The organism is Ruegeria sp. HKCCA0370, from assembly GCF_013033705.1.
Taxonomy (GTDB): domain Bacteria; phylum Pseudomonadota; class Alphaproteobacteria; order Rhodobacterales; family Rhodobacteraceae; genus Ruegeria.
Genome location: NZ_WQEP01000005.1, coordinates 1 through 16,173, shown reverse-complemented (window position 1 = coordinate 16,173; position 16,173 = coordinate 1). Strand labels below are relative to the sequence as shown.

The following is a 16,173-nucleotide window of genomic DNA, read 5'->3' as shown; positions in this document are numbered from 1 at the left end:
TAAACACTCACAAGGCTTGAACAGGCTTTTGTGCAATTTTCGAAACGGTCAGCACGCATGGAACTTACGAATCCATCTGCACCTGATCCGTTGAAATGAACCTGCTTATTGAGGTTTCAGCGTGCAAAATCCGTTGGCAATGCGCTGTTGTATGTGTCAGGCAAGTTCCTGCTGGGTGGATGACCGCCTGTCCCGCCAGCCCAGCAAAACCCCTGCCGTCGCGATCAGGACAATCCCGGACACCTGCATCAAATCGAGGGTCTGACCCAGTGCGACGAATGCAAAGAGCGGCCCGAAAATCATCACCGAATACTCGAACACGGCCACGTAAGAGGTCTCGCCTACCTGATAGGCTTTGATGAGCATGAAGACCGCAATCGTCGACCCGACGGCCTGAACAACAATCCATGGCAACGCGGGCCCCACTTCCCAGACCCAACCCCGTGTAACAAAGCCATCCGGCCCGTCCAGCGTGGCAACGGGTGCAACCGTGAACAAGGCGGCGCCCACGGCCCCTGACAGCCCAAGGGTAATGACCATGGCTGCCAGCATCGCAACCGTGCTTTCACGCGCGCAATATGTCCGCGTCATGATCGAACTCAAGGCATAGAAAAAACCTGCGGCAATTGGAAAAACCGAACGCATGTCAAATTCGACCGGGTTGGGTTGCAAAACCAGAAGGGTGCCCGAAAAACCGACCAGCACAGCCAGAATGCGCCACGGCCCGATCTTTTGCCCAAGCGCAAAGGACGAAATCAGCAGCACGAAAATCGGCGAGGTGAACAACCCTGCCAGGGCTTGCGCAATCGGCATCATCGACAGCGACGCAAAATAGAAAAACATGGCCGTCGTAATCAGAAGACTGCGTAAGATGACCGCCCCCCACCGTTGCGGCCTCAGCCCGCCCAGCCCCAAAAGGGACAGCCCGACAATCAGCGGCAGCATCAGCAATGCCCGCATGAAATGGAATTGCCACAGCCCGACCGTCTCGGCCAGCAGGATCACAACATTGTCGATCACGCCGATAATTGCCATTGCTGCTACCATAAGGGCTGAAGCCAGCACCGGAGAGGTGGTCGTGTCTGCCTGCATGTTCGCGCCCTTGTTGCGATCAAAGATCGGCGATCTTTTTCCTGACGGGTATCCAGCACAAATCGGAATACCTGCGCAACAGGTTTGCGCACGGCGTTTTCACCATGCTAAGCTGCGGCAAAACAATTTCGAGCAGACCCCAACCAGATGACGGCCCTGAAACAGTACCAGCGGATCGAAGCCACCGGTCTGTGGCGCCCTTCGCCCGATGAACAGCGGCGCGAAGTCGTGGTATCGATTGGCGAGGCGACCCTAACCATTTCCGATTTCAATGACAGGGCTTTGACGCATTGGTCTTTGGCGGCGCTTGAACGGCAGAACCCCGGTGCCTTTCCGGCTGTTTTTAGCCCCGACGGTGATCCGGATGAGACACTGGAACTGGGAGAATCCGAAACCACGATGCTTGAAGCGATCGATCGGCTGCAACGTGCCATCGAACGCTCGCGCCCCCATCCCGGCCGTTTGCGCTGGATGAGCGTCGGAGGCGTTGTGGCTGCGGTTCTGGCCGTATTGTTGTTTTGGCTGCCCGGTGCGTTGCAAAACCATGTTGTCTCGGTCGTGCCCGAAATCAAACGGCAGGAAATCGGAGACACGATCCTGCGTCGGATCGAACGCGTCTCGGGACCGGCCTGTTCTTCCGTGGATGCGCAGGCTTCACTAGATCGCTTGGCCAGTCGTACGGGCGTACGGCAGATCGTTATTCTGCCCGCCGGCGTTCAGGACAGCCTCAGCTTGCCGGGTGGCACCGTTCTGTTGAACCGGGCGCTGGTTGAAGATCACGAAGACCCTGCTGTCGCAGCAGGCTATGTTGTTGCAGAGCGCGCGCGGACGGCGCTCAACGACCCGCTGGATGATCTGCTGGACAGAACCGGGGCGGCCTCGGCCTTTCGGCTGTTGACGACCGGGGAACTGACACCTGAGATCATCGACACCTATACCGAACAGGTCCTCTCGCAGCCCCGACCTTCCCTTCCGGACGAAGACTTGCTGGCGATGTTCTCGCAAAGCGCCCTGCCTTCCACCCCTTACGCCTATGCTCAGGATATTACCGGAGAGTCAGTATTGGGCCTGATCGAGGCTGATCCCATGGCCGGCCGGACACTGGAACAGGTGTTGCCGGACCGTGATTGGGTCCGGCTGCAAAACATATGCGGTGAATAAGCCGGTTTACTTGGTTCCAAACATCCGGTCGCCCGCATCGCCCAGACCCGGCATGATATAGCCTTTCGAGTTCAGCTCGCGGTCCAGTGCAGCGGTGACGATGTGCACATCCGGGTGCGCCTCTTTCATACGCGCCACACCTTCCGGCGCGGCCAACAGGCACAGAAAGCGGATATCCGTCGCCCCCGCCTCTTTCAGCAGGTCAATCGCCGCAGCCGAGCTGTTGCCGGTGGCCAGCATCGGATCCACCGCGATAACCAAACGGTCTTTCAGGCTCTCGGGTGCCTTGAAGTAATACTGCACGGGCTTAAGCGTTTGTTCGTCGCGATACAGACCGACAAAGCCGACACGCGCAGAAGGAACAAGCTCCAGCACCCCGTCCAGCATCCCGTTTCCAGCACGCAGGATCGACACCAGCGCCATTTTCTTGCCCGCCAGAATGGGTGCATCCATTTCTTCCATCGGTGTTTCGATATGGCGCGTGGTCATCGGAATTTCGCGCGTGACCTCATAGGCCAGCAGAAGCGTTATTTCGCGCAGCAACTGCCGGAACACGGCGGTCGAGGTGCCCTTGTCCCGCATGAGCGTCAGTTTGTGTTGCACCAGAGGGTGATCGACGATGGTCAGATGTTCGCTCATGTTTTCTCCAGTCTTTTCTTGACCCGCGCACGGGTGGCGTCATCGCAAAAGGCCGCTTCCAGGGCGGTTTCGTTCAGGGCCGCAAAATCTTCGGCCTCCCAGCCGAAAGCTGCGTTCAGCATTTCATATTCCCGCCGCATGGTCGTGTGAAAAAATGGCGGGTCATCCGTTGAGACGGTGACCTTCACGCCCGCATCACGCAGGGCCGCGATTGGATGTGTCGCAAAATCCGGGAAAAGTCCCAGAACCACATTCGATCCCGGACAGACCTCAAGAGTAATGTCCCGGTCGACCAGTTCGCGAACAAGGTCCGGATCCTCGATGGCGCGAACACCGTGCCCGATGCGCTCGACCCCCAGATCACGGACGGCATCGCGCACGCTTTGAGGGCCTCCGAACTCACCGGCATGTGTCGTCAGCCGCAGGCCGGCCTCGCGCACGCAGTCGAACGCCCATTTGAAATCGCCCTGAGTGCCAACGGATTCATTGCCACCCATGCCGAAACCGGTGATCCAGTCGCCCGCAGTCTCTGCCGCGCAATAGGCGCTGCGCTTGGCTTGATCGGGGCCGAAATGGCGCACACAGGTAATGACGCCGCGCAAGGTGATGTCAAACTTGCGCTCGGCCTCGTCCGCCGCGTCCTGAATGGCGTTCAGATAGTCCCGCCAGGCGTGCAGGTCGCCGCCGCCACAAAAATCAGGGCTCAGAAAAGTCTCAGAATAGACGACACCGTTTTCGGCGCTTTCTTCGAGAATGGCCAATGTCAGCCGCCGAAAGTCTTCGGGCGTCTTCAGGACTTCGCAAGCAGCTTCATACACATTCAGGAAATGCGCGAAATCGCGGAAATCATAGGATCCGTCCGGCTTGAAGATACCGCTCAGGTCCACCCGTTTTTCATGCGCAAGCTGACGTATGAATGCCGGCGGCGCGGCGCCTTCGTGATGCAGGTGCAGTTCTATTTTCGGCAGATCGGCGACGCTCATAGAAAGTTCCTTCCCGGCCCTTGCGCCTGAATGTTCAGGTGATGGGCGATGCTGGCGGCAATATCGGCAAAGTCCACCTTGCCGATCTGCCCCGTGCCCGACCCGGAAATCAGAACCGGCACCTGTTCACGTGTGTGATCTGTCCCGGTCCAGCTGGGATCATTGCCATGATCGGCGGTCAACACCAACAAGTCGCCGGGGCGCAGCCTGGCCAGAATCTTGCCGATCTCGTGATCGAACCATTCCAACGCTCGGGCATAACCGCTGATATCGCGGCGGTGGCCGTAAAGGCTGTCGAATTCAACAAAGTTGGCAAAAGTCAGGCTGCCCTCTTCGGCGTCATCCACCAGATCTGAAAGGTGCAGCATGAGTTCAGCGTCCGACCCTTTGCGCAGCGTGTCGATACCCTGCATGGAAAAGATGTCGCCGATCTTGCCCACCGCGTGCACCTTCCGCCCGGCATCCTGCACCCAATTGGTCAGAACCGGTGCGGGCGGCAGAATGGCGAAATCCTTGCGGTTGGCAGTCCTTTCAAATCCCGCCTCTGGCGAGCCGACAAAGGGGCGCGCAATGACACGGCCCACTTTCATCTCGTGCAAGCGCGGTGCAAGGGCGCGGCACATGTTCAGCAAACGGTCCAGCCCGAAACTCTCTTCATGGGCTGCGATCTGAAACACACTGTCGGCTGAGGTGTAGCAGATCGGCCAGCCGGTTCGCATATGCTCGGCACCCAGTTCGGCGATAATCGCCGTGCCCGAGGCATGGCAATCGCCAAGGATGCCTTCGGTCCCGGCGGCCTGAGCCGCTGCGCGGCTCAGGTCCGCGGGAAAAGCCGGAACCGTATCCGGGAAATAGTGCCAATCCCACGGCACCGGCAGACCTGCCAGTTCCCAGTGGCCCGAGGGCGTGTCTTTGCCGGGCGAATGCTCGCGCGCGTAGCCCCACAGCCCATTGGGTTTCGCGTTCAATCCGGGGGTTGCGTCCCCAGACGCCAGTCGCGCAGCCGCACCCAAACCCAGCGCGTCAAGGTTCGGCAGGTTCAAGGGGCCCGAGCGCCCGTCTTCGGCACGCCCTTCGGCACAGGCCTGCGCGATATGGGCCAGCGTATTTGCCCCGCTATCCGGGACGCCGCCATTGAAAAAACGATCGGCATCAGGCGCACCGCCTATTCCAACGGAGTCCATGACGACGAGAAATGCACGGCTCATACGCTGATCCTTTCGTGGATCAGATCCGGAAGCGTCGGAGCCCTATCCCTGATCTCAATCGCGCTCAGCACGGTTTCTGCGGCTCTGCGCGCGGCATCTTCCCGAGCAGTATGGATCACTGCAATCGGCGCTCCCTTTGACACGCGATCCCCAAGCCGAAGAATACTGGATATCCCGACGGCGGGGTCGATCTCATCACTTTCGACCTGACGGCCACCGCCCAGCGCAACCACGGCAAGACCCAGAGCTTCTCCGTCAACGGCCGAGATGAAGCCGTCCCGCAGGGCCGGAACCTCTTGGATGACATTCGCCTCAGGCAGGAACCGGGCCCAGGTATCGACAAACTGAACCGGGCCACCGACCGCTGCCATCATGCGCCCGAACCGTTCGGCAGCGCGGCCGTCACGGATGATTTCAAAGATCTTCTCACGCCCTTCCTCGACCGTTCCGCACATTCCTGCATCGGTCAGCAGGACCCCCCCCAGCTCGGCGGAAATGTCTGCCAAAGGAGACGCATTCGACATGGTCAGCACCTTCATCACTTCCGCGACTTCCAAGGCATTGCCCAACGCCGGGGCCAATGGTTGGTTCATATCCGTGATCACCGCCGACGTGCGGCATCCTGCTGCGTTTGCGGTCTGGGTCAATGCGGTGGCCAATTTGCGGGCATCTTCCATCGTTTTCATGAAAGCACCGCTGCCGGTTTTGACATCCAGAACCAGTGCATCCGGGCTGGCGGCCAGTTTCTTGGACAGGATCGACGCTGTGATCAGATCCAGGCTCTCGACCGTCGCGGTCACATCCCGCACTGCATAAAGGCGCTTGTCTGCCGGCGCGATCTGGCCCGTCGCCCCGACGATGGCCGCGCCGGTATCGCGTAAAATCTGCGCAAGACGGTCCTGCCCGATCTGAGTGCTGACCCCCGGTATCGCCTCAAGCTTGTCCAGCGTTCCGCCGGTATGCCCAAGACCCCGGCCCGAGATCATTGGGACATACGCCCCACATTCCGCCAACGCCGGAGCAAGAACCAGGCTGACGCTGTCCCCGACCCCTCCGGTCGAGTGCTTGTCGATCACCGGCCCATCCACGTCCCAGGTCAGAACGTCACCGCTGTCGCGCATCGCAATCGTCAGATCCGCACGCCCCCGAGGGCCCAATCCGCCCATGCAGACAGCCATGGCGAATGCCCCGGCCTGCGCGTCGCTGACGCTTCCATCCGCAAGCCCCTGCGCAAACCAGATCAGTTCCTCGCGACCGGGCACCTCCTGCCTGCGCAGTTTTGCTATGATCGAGCGGGCATCCATGCGTTCAGACATCCTCCATGTGTGACGCGTCGAATGCGCCCGGCAACAAATCCCCGATGGTTGTCTCGAATTCGGAACCGTCCACGGTTGCCAGGGTAACCTTCACGTCGCGCTTGCCAAACTCGGCCAGTTTCTGGCGACACCCACCGCAAGGCGGCACGGGCTGAGGGCTGGAGGCGACCACATAGACCTCGGTCAGTTCCTGCTCTCCTGCGGCGACCATCGCGGCGATTGCGCCGGCCTCGGCACAAGTGCCTTCGGGATAGGCCACGTTTTCAACGTTGCACCCGGAAAAGATCTGATCCGTCGAAGCCCGAAGCGCTGCGCCAACCTTGAAATTCGAATAAGGCGCATAGGCGTTTTCGCGGACTGACAAGGCAGCGTCTTTGAGCGACATGGCGATTCCCCGTTTTTTGATCATCTGGTCAGAAATTTGGATCGTTACGTAAAAAGGCCGAGGAATTGAAGCCCCCAGCCAATGTTTTTCCGTCAGCCCAGCGTTGTCGTGAACGTACCGGGCAAGGTGACTTCCAGCAACTCGATGTTGTCCGAGGGCGAGGACAAGCGCGTGCGCATCCCGGGCGGGATGACAAAAGCGTCTCCTTGCTCCAGCCGGTAGGGCTCGCGCCCCTCGCCTTCCAGCGTGACCGCCCCGTTCATCACGAAGGTAAAGTGAATGTCCGTATCGTGACTGGCCCATTCGGTATCGCCCTGCCCCTTGCGGACGACCTGGACGCCAGCGACCCCTTTGGTGTTCTCGGCAATCGTCGTATCGCGGCAGATGTAACCCGGAAGACGGAATGGCACCCATTCAGCGCCCTTGGCCTGGTTGAAGACAAAGCGTTGTCCCTGCCATTCACGTTCCGGGCGAAAATGCGGCGTGGGAAGCTGCTTGTCATGGTCGATTTCCGTGACATGTTCCGCTGGCACACCTATCTCGATGACCTGAACATTGTCTGACGCCTCGAGCACGCGATGACGAATTTCCGGCGGCTGGATAAAGCAATCCCCTGCGGTCAGGCGCATTTTTTCTCCCTGATCCTCGTAAACGACATCCACCCAGCCATGAATGCAGAATATCAGCTGGAACCCAACTTTGTGAAAATGCACCATATCGGGCACCGGACCCCCGTCCGGGATGCGGATATGGCTGGCGATGATCGATCCGCCTAGACGATCCGGCACCAGATCGCGATAGTGCATCCCCGCCCGACCGATGATCCATGGCGCCTGATCCTTGAGCCTGCGCACCACGAAGGAATGAACCGTTTCAGGCATCACCAGCGGCGGGTTACGCTCTTCGATTTCGATCCGGGTCCCATTCGGCGCGACAAGAACGCGTTGGCCATCTGCAAAGCTTTCCGGGTCATCTGTCAGGATGCGCAATGTTCCCGGACCTTCGGGCGCGTCTTTTTCAATCCGCAGCCGCAGACCGTGCCCTGAAAACACTGCGACGCGCGGATCGTCCGCGGGATAGATCATGTCCATCTGCATCCCCAACACCTTGGTATAAAAGGGGATGTCGTTTCGAATTTCCTGGGTAGGCAAACGAAATTCAGCTTGGGTCCGGGAAGGCTCGGATGTCTTTGTCATGAGATGTCTCGTCAGAACTCGATTTTGACCATCCGATCAGAACAGAGGCCAAAATGCCAATCGAAAAGAACATCTCGAGCGTTTCTTCCATCACGAAAAGCCGCGCCTTCATAACTGACGACAAAGCTTCGCCGTGCAGCCCGGTGAATTCTTCAAGAAGCTGAGCGATGACGGCAAGACAGCCGGCCGCAATGAACACGATCATAAAAGGCGCGCGCCGCTTGACAGCACGCCATCCCGTCGGGATCCCATGCCACATGACACCGCCCAGGACAACGCAGGCCAGCAAGACCCTGACCAGAGTGACGTCCAGCACCGAATCCAGCCCGTCAAGGATCATGAACGGCAAGCTGCCTTCAGGATAAACGCCTGCTTCCAGCTCTCGCTCGGCCAACAACAGTAATGTCAGCCCGATATACAGCCGGGTGACACCCGGATATCGCCACAAAGCGGCCACACCCGCTGCAAACAAACACGCCGCGGAAATTGTTTCAAACAACCCGCCTTCCTGATTGAAAACCAGTGCCTGTTCTGGCCAGATGCCAACAGCACCAAGAAGCACAACACTTGACAGCACCGCAAACCAAAGGGTTAGCCGCACAACTCCGGTATCCGCCACAGAACCGGAGAACAGGCCATCGACCTGATCATTTGCCTTGAAAGTCATTACTGCTTCGTCTTGCCTGAGTGTTTGTTCGTTTCGCAAAGTTGCCTAGATGTAAAAAAAATATGTCAAAATTCAACCCATTTCGGGTGTGCAACTGCGCCACGTCGGCAAAATTACGCAACGTAGCCAAGCTTGGACGAATAGTTTAATGTTAAATCAAATTCTAAGAGGGAACTGAAACTTCAATGTCTGACACCCCCAGCCTGCGACAGGCCGCGCTTGACTATCACGCCCATCCGAAACCCGGAAAACTTGAGATCAAGGCCACGAAACCGATGGCCAACGGTCGCGATCTGGCGCGCGCCTATTCGCCCGGCGTGGCCGAGGCCAGCCTTGAAATCAAAGCCGACGCCGCAAACGCGGAAAAGTACACGGCGCGCGGCAACCTTGTCGCCGTGGTATCCAACGGCACCGCGGTTCTTGGTCTGGGCAATATCGGGGCGCTGGCCTCGAAACCGGTGATGGAGGGCAAAGCCGTCCTGTTCAAGAAATTCGCTGGCATTGACTGTTTTGATATCGAAGTAGACCAGCCTGATCCGGAAAAGCTGGCGGATATCGTCTGCTCGCTGGAACCGACATTCGGGGCCATCAACTTGGAAGACATCAAGGCACCGGATTGTTTCATTGTCGAAAAGCTGTGCCGCGAGCGTATGAACATTCCCGTTTTTCACGACGATCAGCACGGAACCGCAATTGTCGTCGGGGCTGCGGCCAAGAACGCTTTGCATGTGGCGGGGAAATCCTTTGCGGACATCAAAGTCGTATCAACCGGCGGCGGGGCTGCCGGGATTGCCTGCCTGAACATGCTGGTGAAACTGGGTGTGAAACAGGAAAACATCTGGCTGTGCGATATTCACGGGCTCGTCTACGAGGGGCGCGCTGAGGATATGAACCCGCACAAGTCGCAGTTTGCGCAGAAAACGGAATTGCGGACTCTGGATGATGTAATCGGCGATGCGGATCTGTTTCTGGGCCTTAGTGGCCCGAATGTCCTGAAGCCTGAAATGGTTCAGAAAATGGCCGATCGTCCGATCATCTTCGCACTGGCCAACCCAACGCCAGAAATTCTGCCTCAGGCCGCGCGTGAGGTAGCCCCGGACGCGATCATCGCTACCGGGCGCAGCGATTTTCCCAATCAGGTCAACAACGTATTGTGCTTTCCGTTTATCTTCCGGGGCGCTCTGGATGTGGGCGCGACCGAGATCAATGACGCGATGCAGATCGCCTGCGTCGACGGCATTGCGGAAATGGCCCGCGCGACGACAAGCGCCGAGGCCGCAGCCGCCTACAAGGGCGAGCAACTGACCTTTGGGCCGGATTACCTGATTCCGAAACCTTTTGATCCGCGCTTGGTGGGTGTCGTCTCATCTTCCGTTGCCCAGGCAGCCATGGAAAGCGGCGTCGCAAAGCGCCCCATTAGGGATCTTGAGGCCTATAAGGAAAAACTCAACCAGTCTGTTTTCAAGTCGGCGCTTTTGATGCGCCCCGTATTCGAGGCCGCGGCCGTCGCATCCCGTCGCATCGTATTTGCCGAAGGCGAAGATGAAAGGGTGCTGCGGGCTGCACAGGCTATTCTTGAGGAAACGACGGAAACACCGATTCTGATCGGACGCCCCGAAGTCATCGAATCCCGATGCGAAAAACTGGGCCTGACCATTCGCCCGGGCACAGACTGCCAGATCGTGAACCCGGAAAATGATCCGCGTTATTACGATTACTGGAACTCGTATCATCAGATCATGCAGCGCCGAGGTGTGACCCCGGATCTGGCCAAGGCGATCATGCGCACAAATACAACCGCCATCGGCGCGATCATGGTGCATCGGGGCGAGGCTGACAGCCTGATCTGCGGCACGTTCGGCGAGTATCGCTGGCATCTGAATTATGTTGAACAGGTGCTTGACGATGGCAACCTGCGTCCGCACGGCGCGTTGTCGCTGATGATTTTGGAAGACGGCCCCCTGTTCATCGCCGATACGCATGTCCGGCAATTGCCGACGCCCGAAGAACTGGCGGAATCCACCATCGGCGCCGCGCGGCATGTTCGCCGATTTGGGATCGAACCCAAGATCGCGTTCTGTTCGCAATCGCAATTCGGCAATCAGGCGGAAGGATCGGGAAAACGCCTGCGCGCAGCATTGGACATCCTGGACCAGAAACCGCGCGACTTTGTCTACGAAGGCGAAATGAACCTGGATGCGGCCCTTGATGCGGATCTTCGGGCGCGGATTTTTCCGGGTTCTCGCCTACAGGGCGCGGCAAATGTGTTGATCTTTGCTCATGCGGATGCGGCCAGCGGCGTGCGCAATATCCTGAAAATGAAAGCGGACGGGATCGAAGTTGGCCCCATTCTGATGGGAATGGGCAACAAGGCGCACATCGTCACCCCGTCCATCACCGCACGCGGATTGCTGAACATGGCTGCCATCGCGGGGACGCCGGTGGCGCATTACGGGTAAGTCGGTCGCCCGACGCCCAAAACCGCATCCCCCACGGGGGTGCGGTTAACACAGTTCTCACCTTTTGACTGCTATATGCCGTTGCATCTCCGTGGGAGCCATAGGGCACGCGGAAGAAGGACGAATTGGCATTGCGCCGAGTCGCCTCGGACGTGATCTTTTGCATGGTCGGGTTTGCAAGTTTGCAAAATGGCCTATTTGGCGCAGAAAATCCAATGCTGGAAAAGAAGTTTGCAAAAATTTGCAAGCTGTTGCGCGAATTACTGCAAATATTTTGCGATAAACTGACGCGTCGTCATTTGACGCGCTTGCCCGATAGTTTTCTGGGTCCTAACACAAAGACCAAGTCGTTGTGAGGAGGACGAGATGGCGTATCAGGACGTTTATGACAGTTGGAAGAAAAACCCCGAAGCGTTCTGGATGGACGCCGCCAAGGGGATCGATTGGGTCAAAGAACCCAGCAAAGCTCTGTTCGACGACAACGCGCCTTTGTATGAATGGTTCAGCGACGCACGGGTCAATACCTGCTGGAACGCCGTGGACCGCCACGTGGAAAACGGGCGCGGCGAGCAGACCGCCATCATCTATGACAGCCCGATCACTCATACCAAACGCGAGATTTCATATGTCGAGTTGCGCAACCGTGTGGCCAATCTGGCCGGCGCGCTGCGGGCGAAAGGTATCGAGAAAGGTGACCGCGTCATCATCTACATGCCAATGATCCCCGAGGCGCTTGAGGCGATGCTGGCCTGCGCTCGTCTGGGCGCTGTGCATTCCGTTGTGTTCGGCGGATTTGCCAGCAACGAACTGGCGGTCCGTATCGACGACGCCAAACCCAAAGCCGTCATTGCGGCGTCCTGCGGTTTGGAACCTGGCCGGGTCGTGCACTACAAGCCGCTTCTGGACGGCGCCATCGAACTTGCCGAGCACAAGCCGGATTTCTGCGTCATCTTTCAGCGCGAACAGGAAGTTGCGCAACTGATCGAAGGGCGCGACTACAACTGGCACGGGTTCCAGTACGGTGTCGAACCGGCGGAATGTGTTCCCGTCGACGGAAACGATCCGGCGTACATCCTGTACACTTCGGGCACCACGGGGGCGCCCAAGGGCGTCGTGCGCCCCACTGCCGGGCATCTGGTGGCGCTGAACTGGACCATGAAGAACATCTATGACGTTGATCCCGGTGATGTATTCTGGGCGGCATCCGATGTGGGTTGGGTCGTTGGACATTCCTATATCTGCTATGCCCCCCTGATCCACGGCAACACGACGATTGTGTTCGAAGGCAAACCGGTCGGCACCCCTGATGCGGGAACCTTCTGGCGCGTGATCTCTGAACATAAGGTGAAAAGCTTCTTCACCGCCCCTACGGCGATCCGTGCCGTGAAACGAGAAGACCCCAAAGGCGAATTGATCGCCAAGTATGATCTGTCTCATCTGCGGGCACTGTATCTTGCGGGGGAACGGGCTGACCCCGACACCATCATCTGGGCGCAGGATGCGCTGAAGGTTCCGGTGATCGACCATTGGTGGCAGACCGAAACCGGATGGGCCATCGCCGGAAATCCGCTGGGCATCGAAGAGCTTCCGATCAAGCTGGGTTCGCCCGCGAAACCGATGCCCGGCTATGACGTGCAAATTCTCGACGAAGGCGGCCACCCGATGAAAGCCGGCGAACTGGGGGCCATCGCGGTCAAACTGCCTTTGCCTCCGGGCACCCTGCCGACCTTGTGGAACGCCGAGGAGCGGTTCAGGAAATCCTATCTTGAACATTTCCCCGGGTATTATGAAACCGGCGATGCCGGTATGATCGACGAGGACGGATATCTTTACATCATGGCCCGCACCGATGATGTCATCAACGTCGCGGGCCACCGTCTGTCGACCGGGGGGATGGAAGAAGTGCTTGCCGCTCACCCGGATGTGGCCGAATGCGCGGTGATCGGTGTATCGGATCAGCTAAAGGGTCAGATGCCCGTTGGGTTCCTGTGCCTGAATGCCGGCGCTGATCGGGATCATGGCGACGTGGTTCAGGAGGTCGTCAAGATGGTGCGGGAAAAGATCGGCCCGGTGGCGGCCTTCAAACTGGCCGTCGTCGTCGATAGGTTGCCCAAGACACGTTCGGGTAAAATCCTGCGGGGTACGATGGTGTCGATTGCAGACGGTCAGGATTACAAAATGCCTGCAACGATCGATGATCCAGCCATTCTTGACGAGATCAAAGAGGCCTTGCAGACAATCGGTTACGCCAAGTAACCCGAGGGGCGGCATTAGCCGCCCATTTTTTGTCTTCTCTTGCAACCGGAAGCAGCCCCTCTACTGTCACGTTAAGACAGTGAGGACCCATGACACAAACCGATATCTGGCGTCTCAGCGCCACAGACCTGACCACCCTGACAAGACGCGGCGACCTGAGTGCGACCGAGGCGGTTCGGGCCTCGATCGAGCGAATGGATGAGGTCAACCCGCATTTGAATGCGGTGGTGGAAGACCTGCGCGAGCAAGCGTTGGAACGTGCCGAAGCGCTGGACAATGCGCGGGCTGGCGGCAAACCGACGGGTCCGCTGCATGGCGTGCCGGTCACGATCAAGGTGAACGTTGACCAAAAAGGCCACGCCACAACCAACGGTGTCGTCGCATTGAAGGATGTGATTGCACCGGATGACGCCCCGGTTGTGAGCAATCTGCTAAAGGCCGGGGCTGTTGTTGTCGGGCGGACCAACACGCCCGAGTTCTCTTTCCGCGCCGACACGGACAATCCGCTGTATGGCCGTACGCACAACCCCTGGGGGCGGCATATCTCGCCCGGCGGCTCTTCCGGTGGGGCTGGCGCTGCGGTCATGGCCGGAATCGGCGCGCTGGCCCACGGCAACGATATCGGCGGCAGCCTGCGCTTTCCCGCGGCGGCCAACGGAGCCGTGACGGTGAAACCCGGGCTGGGGCGTGTCCCGGCATGGAACCCAAGCCAGAAGGTCGAACGCGGTTTGCTGGCGCAGTCGATGTCAGTTCAGGGCCTGATTACCCGGTCGGCCGCTGACCTGCATCTGTCCATGCCCAGCCTGATCACCGCCGACGCGCGTGACCCGTTTCACGTGCCGATGCCCTGGCGTGGTCCTGATCCCGACGCGCCCGTCAAGGTAGCCTTCACCAAGAACACATTCGGCTATGCCTTGCACCCCGAGGTCGAGAAAGCGCTAGACACGGCACGGGACGCACTGACCGATGCGGGCTATATGGTGCAAGAGATTGACCCGCCTGACGTTTTTGAATGCGGTCGAATCGGTTATCGTACGCTGATGGGCGAAGTGCTGACGCTTATGAAATCAGATATCGAAGCCGCTGGTTCGAAAACGATTCAGAATATCTTTGCGGTGTATTTTCAGGAATTCCCGCCAATTGTCGAAACCGAGATGGTTCGGATGCTGGCCAAACGAAGCCACTATGCGCGGGAATGGTCCCTGTTTTTGCAGGATTACCCTTTGGTGCTGTCGCCTTTCCTGCCACAACCGTTCTTCAAACCTGACCGGGACACCGAAGGCGCCGATGGAGTGCATGAGGTTCTGGGGTGCGCCGTTTATTCCTATGCGATGAACTTTCTGGGCCTGCCTGCGGCATGTGTCCCGGCCCGGCTGGCTGAATTGCCTAAGGGCCCACAGCCGATCAGTGTTCAGATTGCGGCACAGCGTTGGCGCGAAGATCTGGCGGTGGATGCGGCCGCGGCAATCGAGGCACGCGTGGGGCAAATGTGCCTGCCGCTTTGGGAAAAATCAGAGTTGCTGGGCGGCTGCAAAAAATAGACCCCGGGACATTGTACCCGGGGCCCGACTGCTAAAATAAGCCCGGATTTCTGATGACGAGCGTAGCACCACCCACCCTCGCCAGCGCAAAATCTGCGCAATCATTCGAATACGCCGTTCAGGTGGCCACTCACTCCCACCTTGGCGTGTTCTCCGGGCAATTTCACATTAGCCAATTGCCAATAGATTCCCTGTGAACTGCTTCACACAGTTTCAAAAAATCCTCACAGAGACGCAATTTTATGTGAATTGCTCGGAAATCAGTCGTTCTTCCAAACCGTGCCCGGGGTCGAAAAGAATGCGATGTGAAATCGTAGGCTCGGACCGGATTTCGACCCAGTCAATGTCTGGGAAAGCTACGGAATCAGCGGCAACGATAACGGGTCGCTTGTCCGCATCCAGCACATCGAACCGTACCTTCGCGATTTTTGGCAGCAAGGCACCACGCCATCGGCGGGGGCGGAATGCGGCGATTGGGGTCAACGCGAGAACGTCCGAGCCAATCGGCAGAATAGGCCCGTGTGCCGAGTAATTATACGCCGTGGACCCCGCTGCTGTGGACAGCAGCGCTCCATCGCATACAAGTTCATCCATTCGCTCGCGGCCATCAACGCTGATCTTCAGCCGCGCGGCCTGCGGGCCTGCCCGCAACAATGACACTTCGTTGATCGCCAACGCCTCGTGCAGCTTTCCGGACTGATCCATCGCCCGCATCGCCAGCGGATTGATGACCTCTTCCTCGGCATCCTCCAGGCGGGCCATCAGGTCGTCTTCGTGATACGCGTTCATCAGAAACCCGATTGTGCCACGGTTCATCCCGTATACCGGTGTATCAAGATGCTGCATGTTGTGCAGGGTATGCAACATGAAGCCATCACCCCCAAGAGCAACCACAACATCTGCATCGCGGGGCGCCACATTACCGTGTTTGGACACCAGAGCATCCCGGGCCGTTTGCGCCACTTTGACCTCACTGGCAAGAAAGGCGATTCTTTTTTTCATGTTTTCCGGTTTCCGGTGCTGCACATTTGGTTCCGAAACAAACATACCTTTCCCCGATAGGCCAGTCTTGACGCCGCAGCGGGCCAAATCGTCGCTTTAAGCCTTTTGCAAATGTGGCGTTTCCGATAGGAAATCCGCAAGATTTTTACCCAGCCATGTGGAGCGCCCATGAACGCCAATCTTCGTGATACCGGATTTTTCACCCAGTCCCTTTCTGATCGTGATCCCGAGCTTTTTGGCTCGATCAGGTCGGAACTGGGTCGTCAGC

The 16,173-nt window shown here is 58.4% G+C and carries 14 protein-coding genes; 5 read left to right on the top strand and 9 right to left on the bottom strand.

Translation table 11 applies throughout. The annotated features are described in order from the left end of the window. Positions 1–156 precede the first annotated feature (156 nt). Positions 157–1,092 carry a DMT family transporter gene (locus tag GOW31_RS11945; protein ID WP_171170337.1) on the bottom strand — a complete coding sequence of 312 codons (936 nt, stop codon included), beginning with the start codon at positions 1,090–1,092 and terminating at the stop codon, positions 157–159. Between the two features lie 147 nt (positions 1,093–1,239). Between GOW31_RS11945 and GOW31_RS11940 the strand changes: the two genes are divergently transcribed. Further along, positions 1,240–2,253, top strand: coding sequence for a hypothetical protein (locus tag GOW31_RS11940; RefSeq protein ID WP_171170335.1), 1,014 nt, complete (start codon positions 1,240–1,242; stop codon positions 2,251–2,253). 6 nt (positions 2,254–2,259) lie between these two features. Here GOW31_RS11940 and upp read toward each other — a convergent pair whose 3' ends face one another. From upp to GOW31_RS11905, 7 genes are all read right to left on the bottom strand, one after another. After that, on the bottom strand, positions 2,260–2,892 hold the full coding sequence (upp, locus tag GOW31_RS11935) for a uracil phosphoribosyltransferase (RefSeq protein ID WP_171170333.1): 633 nt from the start codon (positions 2,890–2,892) through the stop codon (positions 2,260–2,262). Continuing rightward, a complete protein-coding gene (locus GOW31_RS11930; protein WP_171170331.1) occupies positions 2,889–3,875 on the bottom strand; it encodes an adenosine deaminase in 987 nt (328 codons plus the stop codon). Before GOW31_RS11930 ends, upp begins: the two co-directional genes overlap by 4 nt. Then, the gene (locus GOW31_RS11925) at positions 3,872–5,083 is read right to left on the bottom strand and encodes a phosphopentomutase (RefSeq protein ID WP_171170329.1); all 1,212 of its coding nucleotides are present in this window, start codon (positions 5,081–5,083) and stop codon (positions 3,872–3,874) included. Before GOW31_RS11925 ends, GOW31_RS11930 begins: the two co-directional genes overlap by 4 nt. Then, a complete protein-coding gene (locus tag GOW31_RS11920) occupies positions 5,080–6,387 on the bottom strand; it encodes a thymidine phosphorylase (protein WP_171170671.1) in 1,308 nt (435 codons plus the stop codon). Before GOW31_RS11920 ends, GOW31_RS11925 begins: the two co-directional genes overlap by 4 nt. Positions 6,388–6,391: 4 nt before the next feature. Next, positions 6,392–6,808, bottom strand: a complete 417-nt coding sequence (locus tag GOW31_RS11915; RefSeq protein ID WP_171170327.1) for a cytidine deaminase — start codon at positions 6,806–6,808, stop codon at positions 6,392–6,394. 68 nt (positions 6,809–6,876) lie between these two features. Continuing rightward, entirely contained in the window at positions 6,877–7,980 is a 1,104-nt protein-coding gene (locus GOW31_RS11910) for a cupin domain-containing protein (RefSeq protein WP_171170325.1), read from the bottom strand. Beyond that, positions 7,943–8,647, bottom strand: coding sequence for a hypothetical protein (locus GOW31_RS11905; protein ID WP_171170323.1), 705 nt, complete (start codon positions 8,645–8,647; stop codon positions 7,943–7,945). The genes GOW31_RS11910 and GOW31_RS11905 overlap by 38 nt, the downstream gene beginning before the upstream one ends. Before the next feature lie 185 nt (positions 8,648–8,832). Here GOW31_RS11905 and GOW31_RS11900 point away from each other — a divergent pair, with 185 nt between their 5' ends. From GOW31_RS11900 to GOW31_RS11885, 4 genes are all read left to right on the top strand, one after another. Further along, the gene (locus GOW31_RS11900) at positions 8,833–11,106 is read left to right on the top strand and encodes an NADP-dependent malic enzyme (RefSeq protein ID WP_171170321.1); all 2,274 of its coding nucleotides are present in this window, start codon (positions 8,833–8,835) and stop codon (positions 11,104–11,106) included. Positions 11,107–11,231: 125 nt separating this feature from the next. Further along, positions 11,232–11,462 (top strand): hypothetical protein, encoded by a 231-nt coding sequence (locus GOW31_RS11895; RefSeq protein ID WP_171170319.1) that lies wholly within the window; start codon positions 11,232–11,234, stop codon positions 11,460–11,462. A gap of 10 nt (positions 11,463–11,472) precedes the next feature. Continuing rightward, positions 11,473–13,362, top strand: a complete 1,890-nt coding sequence (prpE, locus tag GOW31_RS11890; RefSeq protein ID WP_171170317.1) for a propionate-CoA ligase PrpE — start codon at positions 11,473–11,475, stop codon at positions 13,360–13,362. A gap of 89 nt (positions 13,363–13,451) precedes the next feature. Continuing rightward, positions 13,452–14,903: an amidase family protein gene (locus GOW31_RS11885; RefSeq protein ID WP_171170315.1), complete on the top strand. Its 1,452-nt coding sequence runs from the start codon at positions 13,452–13,454 to the stop codon at positions 14,901–14,903. Between the two features lie 240 nt (positions 14,904–15,143). Here the strand turns inward: GOW31_RS11885 and GOW31_RS11880 are convergent, their stop codons facing one another. Next, positions 15,144–15,905 carry an NAD kinase gene (locus GOW31_RS11880; RefSeq protein WP_253283451.1) on the bottom strand — a complete coding sequence of 254 codons (762 nt, stop codon included), beginning with the start codon at positions 15,903–15,905 and terminating at the stop codon, positions 15,144–15,146. Positions 15,906–16,173: the final 268 nt, after the last annotated feature.